At 71.9% G+C, this 19,938-nt stretch carries 15 protein-coding genes and 1 pseudogene; 11 read left to right on the top strand and 5 right to left on the bottom strand.

Going from position 1 to position 19,938, the window contains the following annotated elements:
* Positions 1-36 precede the first annotated feature (36 nt).
* From OG570_RS44665 to OG570_RS44655, 3 genes and pseudogenes are all read right to left on the bottom strand, one after another.
* Positions 37-2,100: pseudogene (locus OG570_RS44665) on the bottom strand (PQQ-dependent sugar dehydrogenase); the annotation flags it as partial.
* 164 nt (positions 2,101-2,264) lie between these two features.
* Positions 2,265-3,209 (bottom strand): oxygen-dependent coproporphyrinogen oxidase, encoded by a 945-nt coding sequence (gene hemF / locus OG570_RS44660; protein WP_326954697.1) that lies wholly within the window; start codon positions 3,207-3,209, stop codon positions 2,265-2,267.
* A gap of 53 nt (positions 3,210-3,262) precedes the next feature.
* On the bottom strand, positions 3,263-3,697 hold the full coding sequence (locus OG570_RS44655; protein ID WP_247049174.1) for a PPOX class F420-dependent oxidoreductase: 435 nt from the start codon (positions 3,695-3,697) through the stop codon (positions 3,263-3,265).
* A gap of 86 nt (positions 3,698-3,783) precedes the next feature.
* On the opposite strand from OG570_RS44655, the gene OG570_RS44650 reads away from it, so the two are divergent.
* From OG570_RS44650 to OG570_RS44630, 5 genes are read left to right on the top strand one after another with little or no spacing between them, the layout of a single operon-like run.
* A complete protein-coding gene (locus OG570_RS44650; protein ID WP_326951482.1) occupies positions 3,784-5,241 on the top strand; it encodes a hypothetical protein in 1,458 nt (485 codons plus the stop codon).
* Positions 5,241-6,041: a hypothetical protein gene (locus OG570_RS44645; protein WP_247049175.1), complete on the top strand. Its 801-nt coding sequence runs from the start codon at positions 5,241-5,243 to the stop codon at positions 6,039-6,041. The genes OG570_RS44650 and OG570_RS44645 overlap by 1 nt, the downstream gene beginning before the upstream one ends.
* Before the next feature lie 9 nt (positions 6,042-6,050).
* Positions 6,051-10,523 (top strand): hypothetical protein, encoded by a 4,473-nt coding sequence (locus OG570_RS44640; protein ID WP_326954696.1) that lies wholly within the window; start codon positions 6,051-6,053, stop codon positions 10,521-10,523.
* A 37-nt stretch (positions 10,524-10,560) separates the two neighbouring features.
* A complete protein-coding gene (locus OG570_RS44635) occupies positions 10,561-11,352 on the top strand; it encodes a TIGR03620 family F420-dependent LLM class oxidoreductase (protein WP_326954695.1) in 792 nt (263 codons plus the stop codon).
* Complete coding sequence (locus OG570_RS44630; protein ID WP_326947858.1) at positions 11,349-11,678, top strand: ArsR/SmtB family transcription factor; 330 nt, start codon at positions 11,349-11,351, stop codon at positions 11,676-11,678. The genes OG570_RS44635 and OG570_RS44630 overlap by 4 nt, the downstream gene beginning before the upstream one ends.
* A 55-nt stretch (positions 11,679-11,733) precedes the next feature.
* Here OG570_RS44630 and OG570_RS44625 read toward each other — a convergent pair whose 3' ends face one another.
* Entirely contained in the window at positions 11,734-12,378 is a 645-nt protein-coding gene (locus tag OG570_RS44625) for a LysE family translocator (RefSeq protein WP_326947859.1), read from the bottom strand.
* Between the two features lie 72 nt (positions 12,379-12,450).
* Between OG570_RS44625 and OG570_RS44620 the strand changes: the two genes are divergently transcribed.
* The 6 genes from OG570_RS44620 to OG570_RS44595 all read left to right on the top strand — a co-directional run bounded on the left by OG570_RS44620 (position 12,451) and on the right by OG570_RS44595 (position 17,838).
* A complete protein-coding gene (locus OG570_RS44620) occupies positions 12,451-13,632 on the top strand; it encodes a winged helix DNA-binding domain-containing protein (protein ID WP_326954694.1) in 1,182 nt (393 codons plus the stop codon).
* A gap of 388 nt (positions 13,633-14,020) precedes the next feature.
* Positions 14,021-15,022 (top strand): type I glyceraldehyde-3-phosphate dehydrogenase, encoded by a 1,002-nt coding sequence (gap, locus tag OG570_RS44615; RefSeq protein WP_326947861.1) that lies wholly within the window; start codon positions 14,021-14,023, stop codon positions 15,020-15,022.
* A 5-nt stretch (positions 15,023-15,027) separates the two neighbouring features.
* The gene (locus tag OG570_RS44610; RefSeq protein WP_326954693.1) at positions 15,028-16,242 is read left to right on the top strand and encodes a phosphoglycerate kinase; all 1,215 of its coding nucleotides are present in this window, start codon (positions 15,028-15,030) and stop codon (positions 16,240-16,242) included.
* Positions 16,242-17,027 (top strand): triose-phosphate isomerase, encoded by a 786-nt coding sequence (gene tpiA, locus OG570_RS44605; RefSeq protein WP_247049183.1) that lies wholly within the window; start codon positions 16,242-16,244, stop codon positions 17,025-17,027. Before OG570_RS44610 ends, tpiA begins: the two co-directional genes overlap by 1 nt.
* A 126-nt stretch (positions 17,028-17,153) precedes the next feature.
* Entirely contained in the window at positions 17,154-17,384 is a 231-nt protein-coding gene (gene secG, locus OG570_RS44600) for a preprotein translocase subunit SecG (RefSeq protein ID WP_247049184.1), read from the top strand.
* 109 nt (positions 17,385-17,493) lie between these two features.
* Positions 17,494-17,838, top strand: a complete 345-nt coding sequence (locus OG570_RS44595) for an RNA polymerase-binding protein RbpA (RefSeq protein ID WP_247049185.1) — start codon at positions 17,494-17,496, stop codon at positions 17,836-17,838.
* An 889-nt stretch (positions 17,839-18,727) separates the two neighbouring features.
* Here OG570_RS44595 and OG570_RS44590 read toward each other — a convergent pair.
* On the bottom strand, positions 18,728-19,927 hold the full coding sequence (locus OG570_RS44590) for a sensor histidine kinase (protein WP_247049186.1): 1,200 nt from the start codon (positions 19,925-19,927) through the stop codon (positions 18,728-18,730).
* Positions 19,928-19,938 lie beyond the last annotated feature (11 nt).

Genomic DNA, 19,938 nt, shown 5'->3' with positions numbered 1-19,938 from the left:
CCGCTCCGGTCACCCCAGCCGCGGTCAGTGGGCGGCGGGGAACTTCAGCCGGACGATCACGTTGTCCAGGACGCTCGGCGTGCCGCCGTTCATGTCGTTGTTCGTGGACGTCAGCCACAGGCCGCCGTCGGGCGTCTTCGTCACCGAGCGCAGCCGGCCCCAGCGGCCGGAGAACAGCGTCGACACCGTGCCGACGCCGGTGCCCGCCGCGTTGATCTGCGTGGCGAACAGCTGCTTGCCCGTGACGCCGGCGATGTAGATCCAGTCGTTGACGATCTCCACGCCGGACGGCCCGGCCTGCGACGTCGGCCAGGTCTTCTTCGGCGCGATGAAACCGCTGCAGCTGCCCTGCGTGCCTTCGCAGCTGGGCCAGCCGAAGTTGCCGCCCTTCTGGATCAGGTTGAGCTCGTCCAGGCTGCTCTCGCCGAACTCCGCCGCCCACAGCTGGCCGCGCGAGTCCCAGGCCAGGCCCTGCGGGTTGCGGTGGCCGTAGCTCCAGACGTACCGCGCGGGGCCGCCGGTGGCGTAGAACGGGTTGTCGCTCGGCGCGGACCCGTCGGCGTTGAGCCGCAGGATCTTCCCGTTGAGCGAGCTCTTGTTCTGCGCGTTGTCACTGTTCTTCGCGTCGCCGACGGTGGCGTAGAGCTTGCCGTCCGGGCCGAACTTGATCCGGCCGCCGTTGTGGTAGCGGTTCTTCGCGATCCCGGTGAGCACCGGCGTCGACGTCGAGGACAGCGTGGTGCCGTCGTAGGTCATCTTCACGATCCGGTTGTCGCCGGAAGCCGTGTGGTAGACGTAGATCGCGTGGTCGCTCGCCCAGTTCGGCGAGATCGCCAGGCCGAGGACGCCGCCTTCGCCGGTGGTGGTCACCGCGCCCGGCACGGTGCCCAGCGTGGTCTTCTGGCCGGCCGGCGTCACGAGCAGGATCTCGAACCGGTCCCGCTCGGTCACCAGCGCGTTGCCGTTCGGCAGGAAGCCCACCGCCCAGCCGAGGTCGACCTTCGTGATGTCCTTGTCGTACTCCGGGATGCCCCCGGCGCCGCCCGGCGCACTCGTCTTCACGGTCACCGCGTTGCTCGCGGCGGAGCTGTTCCCGTTGGGGTCCCGCGCCTTGACCGTGAACGTGTACGACGTGTTCGGGCTCAGGTTCGTCACCGTCGAGGTGAGCGACGTCGTGGACGCGACCTTCGTGGCGCCCTGGAAGACGTCGTAGGCCGAGATCGTGCCGCCGTTGTCCGTGGAAGCGTTCCACGCCAGGGAAACGCTGTTCGCGGTGACGCCGGTGGAGCGCAGGTTCCCCGGCACGCTCGGCGGGGTCGTGTCGGTGCTCGGCGGCGTCGTGAAGGCGACGACGTTGCTCTGCTGCGACGGGTTGCCCGCGGCGTCGTACGCGCCCACCGAGATGTCGTAGGCGGTGTTCGGCGTCAGATTGTCCACGGTCGCCGAAGTCGTGGTCCCGCCGACGGTCTTGAGGATGTTGCCGCCGCGGTTGATCTCGTAGCGCACGATGCCGACGTTGTCGGTCGCGGCGGTCCAGGAGAACGTCGCGGCGGTCGGCAGGATGTTCGAGGCGGCCAGGTTCGACGGCGGCGACGGCGGTTCGCTGTCGCTCGGCGCGGTGAAGGTGTCGGTGAGCTTGTCCGCGTTCGGCCCGCCGTTGGCGGTGGTCGCGGTGGTGCGCACCTTGTTGATCCCGGCGGTCAGCTGCACGGTCGCGGTGACGGTCTGCCACGTCGTCCACGCGCCGGTGGCGGGGAAGTCGACGGTGCCCTTGTCACCGCCGTCGATGATCAGCTTCACCGGCCGGTTGTCGGCGGTTCCGTTGGCGTAGCGGAAGGTCAGCGTGTGCGTCCCGGCCTGCGCCGCGTTCACCGAGTACTCGACGTAGCTCCCGGCGACGTTGTCGAAGTTGACGAACCCGGTGCCGGAGTAGCCGGCGTGGTTCGACTCGACGACGCCTTGCGAGATCACGGCGTTCTCGGACTCGTAGTCCGTCGCCGCGGTGGTGGCCGCTGAAGCAAAGGGGGTGAACGCGCTGAAGCCGAGCGCCGCGACGGCGGTACCGGCCACAGCCACGCGCCACGGGGGGCGGGGTGCCACGGGGACCTCCAGAAATAGTTAGGAAAGTTTCCTATCTATGGAGGAGATCACACACTGTCCGAGCGGGTCGTGTCAATACCGGACACCCACCCTCACCCACGGTGAAAACCGGCGTCCCGCTCAGCGGGGCGGAAGCGCCCGGACGGCCCAGCGCGAACCCCTTGTCAGCCCGCCACCCGGGTCTCCGGGTGGGCTTCTTCACCCGCCCAGTCGCGCGGCACGAGGAACTCCGCGAGCGCCGCTTCGGGGCTGCCCGGCTCCGGCGTCAGCTCGAACTCCCAGCGCGCCAACGGCGGCAGCGCCATCAGGATCGCCTCGACGTACCCGCCGGTCTGCAGCCCGAACCGGGTGCCGCGGTCGTGCACCAGGTTGAACTCCACGTAGCGGCCGCGGCGGTAGAGCTGCCACTGCCGCTCGCGGTCGCCGTGGTGGAGGTCCTTGCGGCGCCGCACGATCGGCAGGTACGCGGGCGCGATCGTGGCGATGCCGGCCGCGGCGAAGGCGGCCGCGCGGTGCCAGCCGTCCGGGCCCTCGGGGTGCAGGTGGTCGAAGAAGATGCCGCCGACCCCGCGCGTCTCGTCGCGGTGCGGCAGCGTGAAGTACTCGTCGCAGGCGCGCTTGGCCTGCGCGTGGAAGGCCGGGTCGAAGGTGTCGCAGTACGTCTTCAGCGCGCGGTGGAAGTGCGTCGCGTCGGCCGCGAAGCCGTAGCACGGCGTCAGGTCCGCGCCGCCGCCGAACCACCACGTGTCACCGGACTCGAAGTACCGGAAGTTGGCGTGAAAAGTCGGCACGTACGGGTTGCGCGGGTGGATCACCACCGACAGCCCGGTCGCGAAGAACGCGCTGCCCGGGTCCAGCCCGTGCTGGTGCGCGACCGCTTCGGGCAGACGGTCGCCGTGCACCGCCGAGCAGTTGACGCCGGCCCGCTCGAAGACGTCACCGTTCTCCAGCAGCCGCGCCTGCCCGCCGCCACCGCCGGGCCGCTCCCACCCCGACCGGCCGAAACGGGCCCCGCGGTCCAGCCGTTCGAGCTCGGCGACCAGTTCGCGCTGCCCGGCGTTCACCATCGCCGTCACGGCTTCGCGCCTGCTGTTCCCACCTGAAAGCATGAAACCCCACCCCCACGGCGAGATTAGCAGCGATCCGCAGGTGGGCGGCGGGTTCAGCCGGCGATGTCCGCGCGGGCGATCACCTTGGTGAGTTTCGCCCGGACGAGTGACTCCTCGGGGACGGCGTTGCGCTTGCCGTACGCCTCGCCCTGCTCGGCGCCCATGTACCGGCTGCCCAGCCGCGTCGCCCAGGCCAGCATGTCGTCGTCCTGGGTCAGCCGCGCTTCGGCGGTGAACTGCACGTAGGAGAACGGCGGGCGCTGGTCGTCGACGGCCAGCGAGATGCGCCCGTCGCGCGCGATGGCCTTGCCCTTGAGGGTCTCGGTGCCGGTGGTGAAGATCAGCTCGTCACCGTCCGGGCCCTCGTTCAGCAGGAACCAGATCGGCGTCACGATCGGTGAGCCGTCCTTCCTGACCAGGCCGAGCATGCCCGTCCGGGTGCCTTCGGACGCGAACTGCCACCACTCGTCACGGCTCATCTCACGCATGAGAGCGACGTTAACCTGTCACCCGCGCGTGTGCAGAGGGTGGCCGACTAGCCTGGCCTGCTGTGCGAGACGACGACAGGGCCGCGATGGGACTGGCCGACGAGGGGCTGACCCGCCGGCTGAAGGCGCTCGCCTGCACCGCGCCGTTGCACGACCTGGACGCGCGGAAGGCGAAGCTCGACTGGGCCGACGCCACGGTCTACCAGATGGCCGAGATCGCGCTGCACACGATCGACCAGGTCACCATCGCGATGGACTTCGACACCGGTGCCGGCCACGACGAGGTCATCGACCGGCTGCTGCCGTTCATCGCGCAGCAGGCGCCGTCGCGGATGCCGGAGGAGCACGTCCGCGTCGCGAAGTGGGTCCTGGACAACCTGATCAACGTCGGCACCACCGACCGCGGCTTCCGGCGCGTCTACGGCTCGATGGGGCCGGGTGGCTACCAGCGCCGCCAGTTCGACTTCAAGCTGCTGGTCGAGCTGGCCGCCCGGGACGGCGAGGTCTACCTGCGCGCCACCGACGAGGCGATCAACGTGCTCGTCGGCGCCCTCGACACCGACGTCGAGTCGGCGCAGATCGCGGCCGAGGTGAAGCTCGAGAACCTGATCGCGCGGGGCCGGCTGGCCGACGCGAAGCTGGCCGCCGAGCAGGCCCGCTACCGGACCGTCCAGTACGGCGAGGTGCTGCGCGCGAAGCTCGACGCGACCCGCCGCGACGTCCGGTCGGTCGACTGGGAACGCGAGGTCCCGGAGCTGCTCGACACCGCGCTCGGGCACATCGAAGCCCGCTTCCGCGCCGAGAACGCGATCCTCAAGAACATCACCACCGCCCGCGACGAGACCGAGGACCTCGACCGCAAGCGCCGCGCGGCCGAGCTCGTCGACATCGTCGGCGACTGCATCCGCCGGCACACCCGCCTGCAGTCGCGGCTGGCCGACGCGGGCGCGGTGTTCCGCGCCGAGCAGGACCGCCAGCAGTTCTCCGGCCCGCCCCAGCGCGCGACGCTCGACCTGTTCGGCCAGCTCCTGGTGCCGGCCCTCGGGCTGCCGCTGGCCGACGCCGTCACCCCGGCCGAGCACTTCTTCCACGCCGTCGCGGGCATCTCCGCGCCGGTCGTGCCGTCGCTGTCGGCCCTGGTCTCGCTGCTGCTGCGGCCCGCGCCCGAGCGCGACCAGCTCGTCGGCGAGATCCCGGAGCCGGAGCTGATGCCCGCCGACGTCACCGACAAGTTCGGCGACGACGTCTGGCGCCGCGCCGACGAGCTGCTCCACCTGCCCGAGGTGCCGCGGCGGCTGTCCGGCCTGCTCGACGAGGCCCGCCGCAGCCGCCAGCCCGGCCTCGCGGCCCTGGTCGCGCTGCGCGCCGTGCACGCATACAGTCCCGGGATCGGCGCCGCGCGGCGCCAGGGGGACCGCTCGGTGCTGCTCGCCGTCGACGACGGCACGCTGCTCGACGACCCGGACTTCGGCGGCGCCGACCTGCTCCTGTCCACCGCGGCGGTCGAGCGCGCCGATGAGGAAGAAAACGAGGAGGTCGCCTGATGGCGCTGTCCCACAGCAGCGTGGACGCCGAGGCCGCGGCCCGGCTGGTCGCGTTCGGCATGCGGCCCAAGCAGCTGCCCGCCCGCGACGTCGTCTACGGCGACCTCGTGCGCCGCTACGGCGAGGACAACGCGTTCAAGGCGCTCACCCACGCCGTCGCCTCCGGGCTCGGGCTGATGGTGCTGGAGGTCAACCAGCAGGCCGGTGCGGTGCTGGCGGCCACCGACGAGTCCGTGTTCGAGATCAAGATGGACTCCTACGCCCGCCAGGCCAAGATCCGCGAGCGCCGCGACACCGAGAAGGTGCTGCACGGCCTGATCCACCTCGCCGCCGCCGCGCTCGGCTACCCGCGCCCGGACGACCTCGCCAACGACACCTACATCGGCCGCGTCAGCGTCGAACAGGTCGACGCGATGGTCCGCGAAGCCGCCCGCATGCTCGACGAACGCGCCGCACAGGCCGAGGCCAACAACGACCCGCTGGCCGACGCGCCCGAGCTGGAACAGGCCTGGCGCGCGTACACGAGGCGCCCGGCCGCGGCCGCCACCAAGGACGGCCGCCTCGCCGCCGACACCACCCGCGGCATGGTCTCCCGTGCCCTCCGATTCCTGGCCGACCAGGGCTTCCTGGTCCCGGTCAGCGACGAGCAGGGCGGCACCTACCGCACCACACCGCGCTACCAGATCCAGGTCCGCGAACTCGCCGCCGACGCCGCCTTCGACGACCTGCTCGCGCTGGACGTCGTGGCCGTCGCGAACGACGGGGGCACGCTGCGCGCGACGTCCTCCGACACGCTCTAAGGGGAGTAGATGTACGAGCTTTCGCGGGTCCGCCTGCATTCCGTGGGCCCGGCGGGTGCCCGCTACCAGGACGTCGTGCTCGACTTCAGCGGCGTCGGCGCCAAGATCACCGCGCCCCAGCAGGACGCGCTGTTCAGCGCCGGCATCCACGCGACCGGGCCGGCCGAGCTGCGCCGCCCGTCCCCGGCGAGCGTGCTGTTCCTGGAGAACGGCGGCGGCAAGTCCGTCCTCATCAAGCTGATCTTCTCGGTGATGCTGCCCGGCCGCCGCCAGGTCGTCGGCACCACGAGCACGAAGGTGCTCGAGAAGTTCGTCGCCGCCAAGGACGTCTCGCACGTCGTGCTGGAGTGGCTGCACGTCGAGACCGGCCACCGGATCATCACCGGCAAGGTCTCCGAGTGGCGCGGGCACGTCGTCTCGTCGGACTCGGAGAACCTGGCCGACTCCTGGTACTGCTTCCGCCCGACGTCGGCGCTGGCCCTCGACTCGCTGCCGATGACGCAGGACGGCCGCCTGCTCACCATGTCCGGCTTCCACGACAAGCTCGCCGCGGCCCAGCTGGCCGAGCCCGAGCTGGAGCTGTCCTGGACCCGGCGCCACCACGAGTGGACCGGCCGGCTCGACACCCTCGGCCTCGACACCGAGCTGTTCCGCTACCAGCGCGCGATGAACGCGGGCGAAGGCGAGGCGGCGGACGCGTTCGCGTTCGGCACCGACGAGGCGTTCGTCGACTTCCTGCTGCGCGCCGTCGTCTCCGAGGACGAGCCGAAGGACCTCGCCGAGGTCGTCTCGACCTACTCGCACAACCTCGCCCAGCGCGGGGACCTGTTGTCGGAACGCGATTTCGTCGCCGGCGCGCTCGACCTGCTGGGGCCGCTGGCCACCGAAGAAGGCGTCGCGGCGGCGTCGCGGAAGATCGCCGGCGCCGCGCGGGGCGACATGGCCGCGCTGGCCGGCCGGGTCGTCGCGCGCAACGAGCTGGAGAACGCCCGGCTGTCCGGGCTCGAGGACCACGTCGCCGAGGTCAAGACGGCGGAGAAGCTCGCCGAGGGCGACCACCGGCGGCTCGCGGCCGGCGTCACCGAGCTGCGGCGTCTCGTCGCCGTGCTGCGCCTGGACGAGGCCCAGGAGGCCCGCAAGCGCGTCGACGCCGAACTGGGCGAGGCGAAGACGGCGGCCGAGGCCTGGCGTGAGACGGCGACCGTGCTCAACCAGCTCAACGCCGCCCGCAAGGCGAAGGACCTGCGCGAGCTCGTCGGCAACCGCGAGGAGAAGGCCCGCCCGGCCCTGCAGGCGCGCAACACCGCCGCGGCCGCGCTGGCCCGGGGACTGCAGTCGCTGGCGCAGGACGCCCAGCGCCAGGCCGACAAGGCCGAGGCGTACGCGGGCGCGTTGCGCGCGGAAGCCGAGAAGGCGCAGACCGAACGCGACGAGGCCGCCAACCTCGCGGCCGGCCGGCGTGCCGAGGCCCGCGGCCTGACCACGCGGATCACCGAGCTGCGCGAAGAGGTCCAGAACGCCGTCCGCGGCGGGCTGCTGCCCTCGGGCGCCGACGTCGCCGACGCGTCCCGGGCGGCGCGGTCCGCGGCCGAAGCCGCGGCCGCCGAGCTGACCCGGCGCGAGCAGGAGCTGGACCGCGTCGCGGCGGATCTCCAAGCGGCGCAACGGAACGTGAACGAGGCCCACCAGCTCGCCGGCACCACCCTGGACCGCTTCGAGCGCGCCACCGAGGACCTCGACCGAGCCCACCGGCGCACCGACGCGCTCGCCGCCGAGGGCCGGCTGGTCGAGCTGCTCGGCGCGGACGACGTCGCCCTGGAAAGCGATCTTCCGGTGCTGCTGGAGCGGTTGCGTGAGGCGAGCGCGTCCGTCGAGAAGGAGCAGACGGCGCTGCGGATGGAGGAGTCCGCGGACGAGCGGGCCCTGGCCGCGCTCGGCTCCGGCGGGCTGCTGCCGCCCCCGCAGGACGTCCAGGCCGCGCTGGACGCCCTGGAAGAAGCCGGGATCACCGCGTGGTCCGGCTGGCGCTATCTGTCCAAATTGGACGCCGGGCGGCGCGCCGAGGTGCTGGAAAGCCTGCCGCAGCTGGTTTCCGGCGTCCTGCTCAACGACGCCGCCCACGCGGACCGCGCCCGCGAGGTGCTGTCGTCACGGCGGCTGCTGCCGTCCGCGATCATCGCCGTCGGCACCACCGAGGCCCTGCTGGCCGAGACGCCCGCCGCGCCCGGCGTCGAGTTCCTCGTGCCGCCGAACCCCGCGATGTACGACGAGGAAGCCGCGGACGCCGAGCGCGAAGCCGTCGCGCGGCGCAACACCGAGCGGCAGCGGCGGCTGGAAGCGTTGTCCGCCAAGCTGTCCGCCGACGGCGCCCTCAACTGGAAGCTCACCACCTGGCGCGAGGACTACCCGCCCGGCGCCGTCGCGACGCTCGCCGAGCAGGCCCAGGCGGCCCGGACCGCGCGCGAGACCGCGCGCACGGCCCTGCAGCAGGCCGACGCGGAGTTCGCCCGGTTGAGCGAAAAGACGGCGTCGCTGCGCGAGCGCGTCCCGGAGCTGCGGGCCGCGGCGGCCGAGACCGAGGAGCGGGCGCGGAAGCTCGGCGAGCTGGGCACGAGGAGCGCCCGGATCGCGGAGTGGACCGAGGACGTCGAGCGCGCCACCGAGGTCGCCGAGCGCGCCGACCTGCAGGCATCCGACGCCGCGGGCAAGGCCGCGCGGCTGCGGGAGCAGGCGGGGGAGGAGCAGCGCACCGCCGACGGCCACCGCCGGACCGCGACCACCGCCCGCGCCGAGCTCGCCGAGGTGCCGGGCGCGGCCGACGTCGACGGCACCGCCGACGGCCCGCCGGCCGAGCCGGTGGACGCCCTGCGCCGGACCTACCTGTCGGCGTCCGAGTCGTACGCGAAGGTCGAGGTCGGCAGCGACCTGCGGGCCGAGCTGGAGCAGGCCGAGTCGGCCGAAGCGGCCGCGGGCTCGGCCGTCGAGTCCCTGGACGAGGCCGTCCGCTCGACCGCCGCCGAGCTGCTGGAGACGCCCGACGGCTCCGACGCCTCCGCCCGCGCGGCGGCCCTCGCCCGCGCCCGCCGCGTCGTCGACGGCCTGGAGGACGAGCGGACCGAGGCCATCGGGCTGGTCTCGACGCGGCGCGCCGAGCTGGACGTGCTCCCGCTGCAGAACGGCGTCACGGGCGACAAGCCGCGCGACATCGAGCACGGCCTGGAGCTGATCGACGCCGCCGGCCTGGAGATGTCCGTGGCCGCGCGGAAGTGGGAGGAGCTGCAGGAACGCCGGGCGGCGGCCGAGGAGACCCTGGACTCCGCGCGCAACTCCGCGTCCGGCTTCTCGCTGCTCGCCGACTCCCTGGCCCACCTGGTCACCGACAAGGACGCGGACGCCTACGACGGCGACGTCGACACCGCGCGCGCCCAGCACACGCGGCTCAACGCGACGCTTTCCGAGGCCCAGGACGCTGCCGACGCGGGTGACCGGCGGGTGCGCGAGGCCGCGGACCAGCTGGCCCAGTACGCGACGGAGAAGCGCTTCGAGAAGCTGAGCACGCCGGTGCGGCAGCAGGTCATCTCGGTCAAGCGCGACCAGCTGCCCGCGCACGCCGCCGAGTGGGCGGAGGCGCTGCGGCCGCGGCTGCGCTCGCTCACCGACGACCTCGCCCAGATCGACCGGCACCGCGGCGGCATCATCACCCGCCTGCAGGGCATGGTCGACGGCGCGCTCCGGACGTTGCGCTCGGCCCAGCGCGTCTCGCGGCTGCCGGACGGCCTCGGCGACTGGTCCGGGCAGGAGTTCCTGCGCATCCGGTTCCACGAGCTGGAGGACAACGCGCTCACCGAGAAGCTCGGCGAGGTCGTCGACGAGGCCGCCGTCGGCAAGACCGCGGACGGCCGCGACGTCAAGCGCGACGGGCTTTCCCTGGTCCTGCGCGGCGTCCGGGCCGCGGCGCCCAAGGGCTTCCGCGTCGACATGCTGAAGCCGGACTCGGTGCTGCGGACCGAACGCCAGCGCGTCTCGGAGATCCGCGACGTCTTCTCGGGCGGCCAGCAGCTGACCGCGGCGATCATCCTCTACTGCACCCTCGCGGCGTTGCGCGCCAACAACCGCGGCAAGGCCCGCAACCGCCACTCCGGCGTGCTGTTCCTGGACAACCCGATCGGCCGCGCGTCCGCCGGGTACCTGCTGGAGCTGCAGCGGGCGGTGGCCGAGGCGCTGGGCGTCCAGCTGATCTACACGACGGGCCTGTTCGACGCGGGCGCGCTCTCGGAGTTCCCGCTGATCGTCCGGCTGCGCAACGACGCCGACCTGCGCGCGGGCCGGAAGTACCTGTCGGTGGACTCGACGGTCCGCAACTCCCTCGACGACCTGGGCGACCCGGACGGCGTCGCGCGGCTCTCGGCCACGCGGATGTTCACCCGCGTCGGTGACTCGCCCGACACGCCGGATTCCGCTGAGGACGAACAGACGGCGTGACGGGAACATCGGGCGGCGGCCGGAGGTTCACCCGCGCATGACGAAGCTGGGGGCGCTGGGCGCCGCGCTGAACACCGCCGAGCCGGAGGTCGCGCTCGCGACCGCCGTCGAACTGGAAGAACTGGGCTACGACACGCTGTGGCTGCCGGGCGGGCAGGGGAACTCGCTGCCGCTGATCGCCGGGGTCGTCCACGGGACGCAGCGGATCCCGGTGGCCAGCGGGATCCTCTCGGTCGACCGGGTCCCGGCCGCCGAGGTGGCCCAGGCCTACCTGGACCTGCCCGCCGGCCGGTTCATCGCCGGGCTGGGTGGGGCGCACGGCCCGCGTCCGCTGGCCGCGCTGAACGACTACCTCGACGAGATCGAGGACGTCGTGCCCGCGTCCGCGCGGATCCTGTCGGCGCTGGGCCCGAAGATGCTGGAGCTGTCGCGGGCCCGCGCGGCGGGCGCGTACCCGTTCCTGGTGACGACGGACTACGTCGCGTCGGCACGGGAGCTCCTCGGGCCGGACGCGCAGCTGGCGGTGCTGCTCAACGTCGTCGCCGAGACCGACGCCGCCGCGGCGCGGGAGACCGTCCGGGGCGGCTCGCTGCGCTTCCTGGCGGGCGTGCCCGGGTACGCGAACAACTTCCGCCGGATGGGCTTCACCGACGCCGACGTCGCGGACCTGTCGGACCGGCTCGTCGACGGCGTCACCGTGTGGGGTGACTTCGACGCCGTCGTGGCGCGGCTGCGGGAGTACCGCGCCGCGGGCGCCGACCAGGTCGTCGTCCAGCTCGACGGGCTGCCCCGCGAGTGGCGGGCGCGGCTGGCCGAGGCCCTGCGGTGACCGCGCGGGCGCGCGGGCTGACCCACGTGCTCCCCGGCGACGTCGCGCTGCAGGACGCCCTGGCCGCCGTCGCCGACCCGGTCCGCCGCAGCATCCTGCGTGAGCTGGCGGCCGTGCCGGAGTGGACGAAGGCGTGCGGCACGTTCGACCTCCCGGTGGCGAAGGCGACGCTCAGCCACCACTTCGGCGTGCTGCGCGCGGCGGGCCTGATCGAGCAGCGCGACGAAGGCCCGCGACGCCTGAACCGCCTGCGCCGCCCCGAATTCGACGCCGCGTTCCCCGGCCTCCTGGCCCTGGTACTCCGCGACCCGGCCGCAAAGCCGTGAAGGCCTCCTTACCGGCCATAAGAGCCGGTAAGGAGGCCTTCACGGACATTCGCGGTCAGTCGCTGCGGCCGGTGAACGCCAGCGTCGTGCCCAGGCCGATCATCACCAGGCCGCCGGTGCCGCCGACCGCCTCCAGCCGCCGCGGCGAGCGGGCGAACCACGTCCGCGCCGTGCCCGCGACCAGCGCCCACGCGCTGTCGGTGGCCAGCGCGATGGCGGGCAGGCACAGGCCGAGCACCAGCATCTGGGCCGGCACCGAGCCGGCGGCGGGGTCGACGAACTGGGGGAGCAGCGCGGCCAGGAACACGATCGACTTCGGGTTCGCGAAGCCGACGACGAAGCCGTCACGCAGCACGGTGACCACCCGGCCGGGCGCCGAGCCGACGCGCGCGGCCATCGCGTCGGTGAGCCGGCGGCGGTGGCGCACCGCCTGGATCCCCAGGTACACCAGGTAGACCGCGCCGGCGATCTTGATCGTGGTGAACACCGCGGCCGACGTCGTCACGAGCGCGCCGAGGCCGAACGCGACCGCGACGACCTGCGTGTACACCCCGAAGGAGTTGCCGACGACGGTGAGGAGCGCGTCGCGCCGCCCGACGGTCAGCGCGCGGCTGATCGTGAACAGCACGCTCGGCCCGGGGACCACGACCATCAGGAACGTCAGCGCGGCGAAGGCCGCGAGGTGCGCGCTGGAGACCATGCCGCGAGGTTAACGCCGGGGGCGCCGGACCGACCACGCGTTTTCGTCGGTGCCGGGTGGTAGGAATTCCGGGTGCCTCCGACCATCTCCACCGCCCAGCGCCGGGCTCGCCTCGGCACCCGCCACCACCTGGCCGCGCCCGCGGCCACGGTCGAAGACGCCGTCGCGGGCGTCGTCGCCCTGCACGCCACCGACCCGGCGACCGTCCACCTCTCGGCGGCCGCCCGGCTCGACGGCGCCGCGGTCGCCGACGTCGAGCGCGCGCTGTACGACGACCGCACGGTGCTGCGGCTGCTCGGCATGCGCCGCACGGTGTTCGTCACCGGCCTGGAGACCGCGGCCCTCGTGCAGGCCGGCTGTTCGGCGGACATCGCGGCGAAACAGCGGAAGCTGCTGGAGCAGCACCTCGGGCAGCAGGGCTACCCGGAGAACGTGCCGGAGCCCGGAAAGTGGCTGGCCGACGTCGAAACGGCGGTCGAAGCCGCGTTGCGCGGCCTCGGCTCGGCGACCGCGCAGCAGCTCAGCGAGGCCGAACCCCGGCTGCGGCAGCGGCTGCAGATGTCGAAGGGCAAGCCGTACGAGGCGATCGGCAACGTCACCAGCCGGGTGCTGTTCCAGCTGGCGGTCGACGGCCGGATCGTCCGCGGCCGCCCGCGCGGCACCTGGCTCAGCACCCAGTATGTCTGGCACCCGCTGGAGGACTGGGTGGGCGAGGGCCTCGCGGCCTGGGAGGCGGACGAGGCCCGCGTCGAGCTGGCGCGGCGCTGGCTGCGCGCGTACGGCCCGGCCCCGCTGACGGACCTGCGCTGGTGGGCGGGCTGGACGCTCGGCCAGACGCGGAAGGCCCTGGCCAAGTTGGACACGGTGGACGTCGACCTGGATGGCGTCCCGGGGGTGGCGCTGGCCGACGACCTCGAGCCGGTGCCCGAGCCGCCGACGTGGGCGGCGTTCCTCCCGTGCCTCGACCCGACCCCGATGGGCTGGCAGGACCGCGACTGGTTCCTCGGCCCGCACAAGGCGGCCCTGTTCGATCGCTTCGGCAACGTCGGCCCGACGGTCTGGGCCAACGGCCGCATCGTCGGCGGCTGGGCCCAGCGCGAATCGGGTGAGGTGGTGTTCCGGCTGCTGGAGGAGGTCAGCGCGGAGGAGAAGTCGGCGATCGAGGCGGCGGCGGACCGCAGCGCGAAGTGGTTCGGCGTGGTCCGGGTGATCCCCCGGTTCCGGACGCCGCTGGAGCGGGAGCTGGCGGAGTGAGCGCGATGGGCGTCCCGGTTCTGAATCGAGCCCGTCACCCGGGAGTGCGCCGGCCTGTCGGAGCCGGCGCCGATCGCGGTGGTGGCTTGAACGATCCAGTCGTCCGCGCCGGCTACCGGCCAGTACCAGCCGGGCCGCCGCCCGCACCGCGTGCGGCCTGCCCGAACCGCCGGACCACCCGCCTTCCCGGTCCACCGTGGTCCAGGTGAAGAACACGTGAACCGATCACCCGGAATCCACTAGGCTTCTTAATCGATTCTTGACCCGTTCGCCAAGTGGTGGAAGTCTCGTCAGGGCAGTCAGGGACGCGCATGCCCGCACGCTAGGGTGGCCGCGAGCCCGCAAGTCACGGCCGGGACTCCGGCCGATCCTCAGAGGAGTGGCAGCAGTGACCGTTCGCGTAGGTGTCAACGGCTTCGGCCGCATCGGCCGCAACTTCTTCCGCGCCGTGCAGGCCAGCGGCCACGACATCGAGGTCGTCGCCTTCAACGACCTCGGCGACGTCGCCACCATGGCCCACTTGCTGAAGTACGACTCGATCCTGGGGCGCTACCCGGGTGAGGTCAGCGTCAGCGACGAGGGCATCGTCGTGGACGGCAAGACCATCAAGGCCCTCGCCGAGCGCGACCCGGCCAACCTGCCCTGGGGCGACCTGGGCGTGGACGTCGTGGTCGAGTCCACCGGCTTCTTCACCAACGCCGACGCCGCCAAGGCGCACATCGCCGGCGGGGCCAAGAAGGTCATCATCTCCGCGCCCGCCAAGGGCGAGGACCTGACCATCGTGCTGGGCGTCAACGACGACAAGTACGACGGCTCGCAGAACATCATCTCCAACGCCTCGTGCACCACCAACTGCCTCGGCCCGCTGGCGAAGGTCCTCAACGACTCGTTCGGCATCGAGCAGGGTCTGATGACCACGATCCACGCGTACACGCAGGACCAGAACCTGCAGGACGGCCCGCACAAGGACCTCCGCCGCGCCCGCGCCGCCGCGCTGAACGTGGTGCCCGCCTCGACCGGTGCCGCGAAGGCGATCGGCCTGGTGCTGCCGGAGCTGCTGGGCAAGCTGGACGGCTTCGCGCTGCGCGTCCCGGTGCCGACCGGCTCGGCCACCGACCTCACGGTGACCCTGAAGAAGGCCGCCACGGTCGAAGAGATCAACGCCGCTTACAAGGCCGCCGCCGAGGGCCCCCTCGCCGGCATCCTGCGCTACTCGGTCGACCCGATCGTGTCCTCGGACATCGTCACCGACCCGGCGTCCTGCATCTACGACTCGCCGCTGACCAAGGTCATCGGCAACCAGGTCAAGGTCGTCGGCTGGTACGACAACGAGTGGGGCTACTCCAACCGCCTCGCGGACCTGATCAAGCTCGTCGGCTCGAAGCTCTGAGCCGGATGACCGTCAAGAACCTCGACGACCTGCTGGGCGAGGGCGTTCAGGGCCGGTACGTACTCGTGCGGTCCGACCTGAACGTCCCGCTCGACGGGGATCGCATCACCGACGACGGCCGCGTCCGCGCGGCGCTGCCGACGATCAAGAAGCTCGCCGACGCGGGCGCGAAGGTCGTCGTCACCGCGCACCTCGGCCGCCCCAAGGGCGAGCCGGACCCCAAGTACACCCTCGCGCCCGTCGCCAAGCGGCTCTCCGAGCTGCTCGGCGCCGAGGCCACGCTGGCCGGCGACCTCGTCGGCGAGTCCGCCAAGACGCTGACCGCCGGCCTGACCGACGGCGGCGTCGTCCTGCTGGAGAACGTGCGCTTCGACGCGCGCGAGACCAGCAAGGACGCCGTGGACCGCTCCGAGCTGGCCGCCGAGCTGGGCGCGCTCGTCCCGGGCGGCGCGTTCGTCTCCGACGGCTTCGGCGTCGTGCACCGCAAGCAGGCCTCGGTCTACGAGGTCGCCTCGGTGCTCCCGGCCTACGCGGGCGGCCTCGTGCTGGCCGAGCTGGACGTGCTGAAGAAGCTCACCGACGACGTCCAGCGGCCCTACGTGGTCGTGCTCGGCGGCGCGAAGGTGTCCGACAAGCTCGGCGTCATCGCGAACCTGCTGACCAAGGTCGACCGGCTGCTCGTCGGCGGCGGCATGGCGTACACCTTCCTCAAGGCCCAGGGCCACGAGGTCGGCAACTCGCTGCTGCAGGCCGACCAGCTCGACCAGGTGAAGGGCTTCCTCGCCGAGGCCGAGAAGCGCGGCGTCGAACTGGTGCTGCCGGTCGACGTCCTCGCCGCGACCGGGTTCTCGGCCGACGCCGAGCACGAGGTCGTCGAGGCCACGGCCATCCCGGCCGACCGCGAAGGCCTGGACATCGGCCCGAAGACGCGTGAGCTGTTCGCCGGCAAGCTGGCCGACGCCAAGACCGTGTTCTGGAACGGCCCGATGGGCGTGTTCGAGTTCGAGGCCTTCTCCGGCGGTACCCGTGCCGTCGCCGAAGCCCTGGTCAAGAGCGACGCGTTCACCGTCGTCGGCGGCGGCGACTCCGCGGCCGCGGTGCGTCAGCTCGGCCTGCCTGAAGACGGCTTTTCGCACATCTCCACCGGTGGCGGGGCCTCGCTCGAGTACCTCGAAGGCAAGGAACTGCCGGGCGTGACCGCCCTGGAGGAGAAGAACTAGTGGCACGCAAGCCGTTCATCGCCGGCAACTGGAAGATGAACCAGAACCACCTCGAGGCGATCGCGCTGGTGCAGAAGATCGCCTTCGCGCTGCCGGAGAAGTACTACGCGAAGGTCGACGTGGCGGTGCTGCCGCCGTTCACCGACATCCGCAGCGTGCAGACCCTGATCGACGGCGACAAGCTGTCGCTGACGTACGGCGCGCAGGACATCTCCTCGCACGACTCCGGTGCCTACACCGGCGAGGTGTCGGGCGTGATGCTGGCCAAGCTGGGCTGCAGCTTCGTCACCGTCGGGCACTCGGAGCGGCGTGAGTACCACGCCGAGACCGACGAGCTGGTCAACAAGAAGGTCAAGGCCGCGCTCAAGCACGGCATCACGCCGATCCTCTGCATCGGGGAGAAGCTCGAGGTCCGCGAGGCCGGCGAGCACATCCACCACACCACGACGCAGCTGATCGACGGCCTGAAGGGCCTCAAGCCCGAGCAGGTCGGCGGCGTGGTCGTGGCGTACGAGCCGGTCTGGGCGATCGGCACCGGCAAGGTCGCCACCCCCGCGGACGCCGAAGAGGTCTGCAAGGCCATCCGCGCGACCCTCCAGGAGAAGTACGGCGACGAGGTCGCTTCGTCCGTCCGGGTGCTTTACGGGGGATCGGCGAAGGCGAACAACATCAGTGACCTGGTGGCCTGCGAAAACGTCGATGGTGCCCTGGTCGGCGGAGCGAGCCTCGACGGCGAGGAGTTCACGAAACTCTGCGCACTCGCCGCGGGCGGGCCGCTGCCCTGATCGAGGCCACGACCGGGTAACCTGTGTATCCGGTCCGTCACACAGCAGTGGACGAGTCCAGGGGTACGGTGGTGGTCGTCACGACCATGCCGTGCCCCTGCATTCTCCTAGAGCCCAGAGGATGACATGAAGCTGTTCCTGCAAATCCTGTTGATCGTCACCAGCGTCTTCCTCGTGGTGGCGGTTCTCCTGCACCGCGGGCGCGGTGGCGGCCTGTCGTCGCTGTTCGGTGGCGGGATGCAGTCGAGCCTGGCCGGGTCGAGCGTGGCCGAGAAGAACCTCGACCGGATCACTCTGCTGCTGGGCGCGGTGTGGCTGATCAGCATCATCGGGCTGGGCCTGCTGCTCAAGGTGTGACGTCCGGCGCCCCCGCCGGCGATCGAGACCGGGTCACACCAGCGGGGTGCGCAGCGATTCGGCGTGCCTATTGGGGGGCGCGCCGCCGATTCCATAGGTGTGAGGATTCATGGTTGGCGGTAACGCGATTCGGGGCACCCGGGTGGGTGCCGGACCTACGGGCGAATCGGAACGAGGTGAGTCGGCGCCACGGCGCCGGGTCGGCTACTGGTGCGCCAACGGGCACGAAGCCCGTCCGTCGTTCGCCCTGGAGGCGGAGATCCCGGACGAGTGGGACTGCCCCCGCTGCGGGCTCCCCGGCGGGCAGGACGAGAAGAACCCCCCGGCCGCACCCCGGACCGAGCCCTACAAGACCCACCTGGCGTACGTGAAGGAGCGGCGCAGCGACGCCGACGGCGAGGCCATCCTCGCCGAGGCCCTGGAGCGCCTGCGCCAGCGCCGGGAGATCATCTAAGCGCCACCGCCAGAAGCCACCCCGAGGAGCAACTCCTCGAGGTGGCTTCTCGCGCGCCCAGGTTCCACCCTCCGGGCTCCCCAACCCAGGCCAGCCCGACTCACGTACCCGGCAGACGACACGGTCTCACGTCGTGTCGACTCTTTATTCACGCGAGTCGGCGCCCCAATCACGAGCCGGCGCTCCAATCACACGAGCTGGCGCCCCAAGCACATGAGTCGACTCCCCAATCACGCGAGTCGACCCTTCAGGTACACGAGTCGACTCCCATCGCGCGAGTTGACCCTTCAAGCACGCGTGTCGACTCCCCAGTCACGTGAGCTGGCGCCTCAACCACACGAGCCGACCCCTCAATCACACGAGCTGGCGTCCCGATCACGCGAGTCGGCTCCTCAATCACGCGAGCCAGCCTCCCGATCACGTGAGCTGACTTCCCAAGCACATGAGCCGACCCCCAGGACCGCGAGCCGACTCGAGGTACGTGAACCGATCTTCCGGTATGCGAACCGACCGTCCAGGTACATGACCCGACTGCCTGGGTACGCACCTCGACCGCCGGGGTACGCGAACCGACTCTCGGGGTACGCGAACTGACCTTCCAGGTACGCGAGCCGACTCTCCGAGCACATGGGTCGACCGCCGGGCCGCCTGAGCAGCCCCCGATTCCACGCTACCGTCGAGCACCGACAACCCCGGGAACCGGAAAGCCGCGAGCGCCGCACTCAGGCCTTCAACGACCTGAATGCGCCGCTCGCGGCTTCGTCGAATCCGGAATCGTCGGCCCCCGCCCGTAGGCTGAAATCGGGGGCTGCTCAGCGCCGGGTGGGTCAGCATCGCCCGATCGACAGTGCCGGGTCAACAGCCCCGGCCGGGTCGGTGGCTCCGTGATTCAGTGGCTCAGCGGATACCTGGCCCGGACCCGGAAACCGCCGTCCTCCGTTCCGGACGTCTCGAAGCTGCCGCCCAGCAGGCGGGCGCGCTCGGCCAGTCCCGTCAGGCCGTGGCCGCCCGAGGGCAGGCCTTCGCCGGCCCGGCGGGCGCGCTCGTTGCGGACCTCGATCTTGAGCGCGCCGTGCTCACCCTGGATGCGGATGGTCGCCGTCGCGCCCGGAGCGTGCTTGTGGACGTTGGTCAGGCACTCCTGCACTGTGCGGTACGCCGCCGCCGACACCTGGTTCGGCAGGGCCTCCGGCAGGTGCTCCACGGACAGGTGCACCGGGACCTCCGACGTCCGGATCAGCCGGTCGAGGTCGTTGATCCCGGGGCGCGGGCCGTCGTCGTCGGCGTCCGCGCGCAGCACGCTCAGCAGCGACCGCAGCTCCTCGAGGGTCCGCTTGCTCAGGCCGCGGATGACCTGCGCGGTCTCCATCGCCCGGGCGTCGGTCGTCTGGGCCTGCAGCGCGCCGGCCTGCATCGCGATCAGCGTGATCTGGTGCGACACGACGTCGTGCATCTCGCGGGCCAGCCGGGCGCGCTCCTCGGCGCGGACGGCGTCGGCGTGGAAGCGGCGCTCGCGGTCCCGGCTCGTGGCCAGCTCGGCGAGCTTGTTCGCGACCTCGGTGCGGGCGCCGATGAGCATGCCGATCGCGATCGGCATGCCGGCGACGAGGACGCCGTAGATGCCGTCGAGGATGTGCTCGCGCCAGCTCAGCTGGACGAAGTCCTCGAGCGGCCACTGCACGAACCGGCACGTCCACACCAGCCCGGCGCCGACCCAGGTCTGCCAGTGCAGCTGACGGCGGGTGGCGAGCATGCCGAGCGTGATCATGCTCGCCAGCTGCGCCCAGCCGGCGAGGAAACCGGGGACGGCGACGAGCACGGCGAGGAACGGGAACTTGCGGCGGAACACCACGGCGAGGCAGGCCGCGCCGGACAGGTAGATCGAGTAGGGCTGGGCCTTCTCGGGGATCACCAGCCAGACGTCGAGCACGGCCAGGATGACCGCGGCCGCCTCGATGGCGAACATGACCACAGCGGGGCGGGGGAACGAGCCGAACGCGCTCAGACCACGCCTTCGCACCCGCTCGGCGGCCGATGGCCCCGAGCCGGCGATCGAGATGCCTGGAATCGAGAGTCCCTCTGTACTCATCGCTGGCGACC

The sequence above is a fragment of the Amycolatopsis sp. NBC_01286 genome, from assembly GCF_035982555.1.
In the GTDB taxonomy this organism is placed as follows: Bacteria; Actinomycetota; Actinomycetes; order Mycobacteriales; family Pseudonocardiaceae; genus Amycolatopsis.
This window is presented reverse-complemented; position numbering and strand designations above follow the sequence as displayed.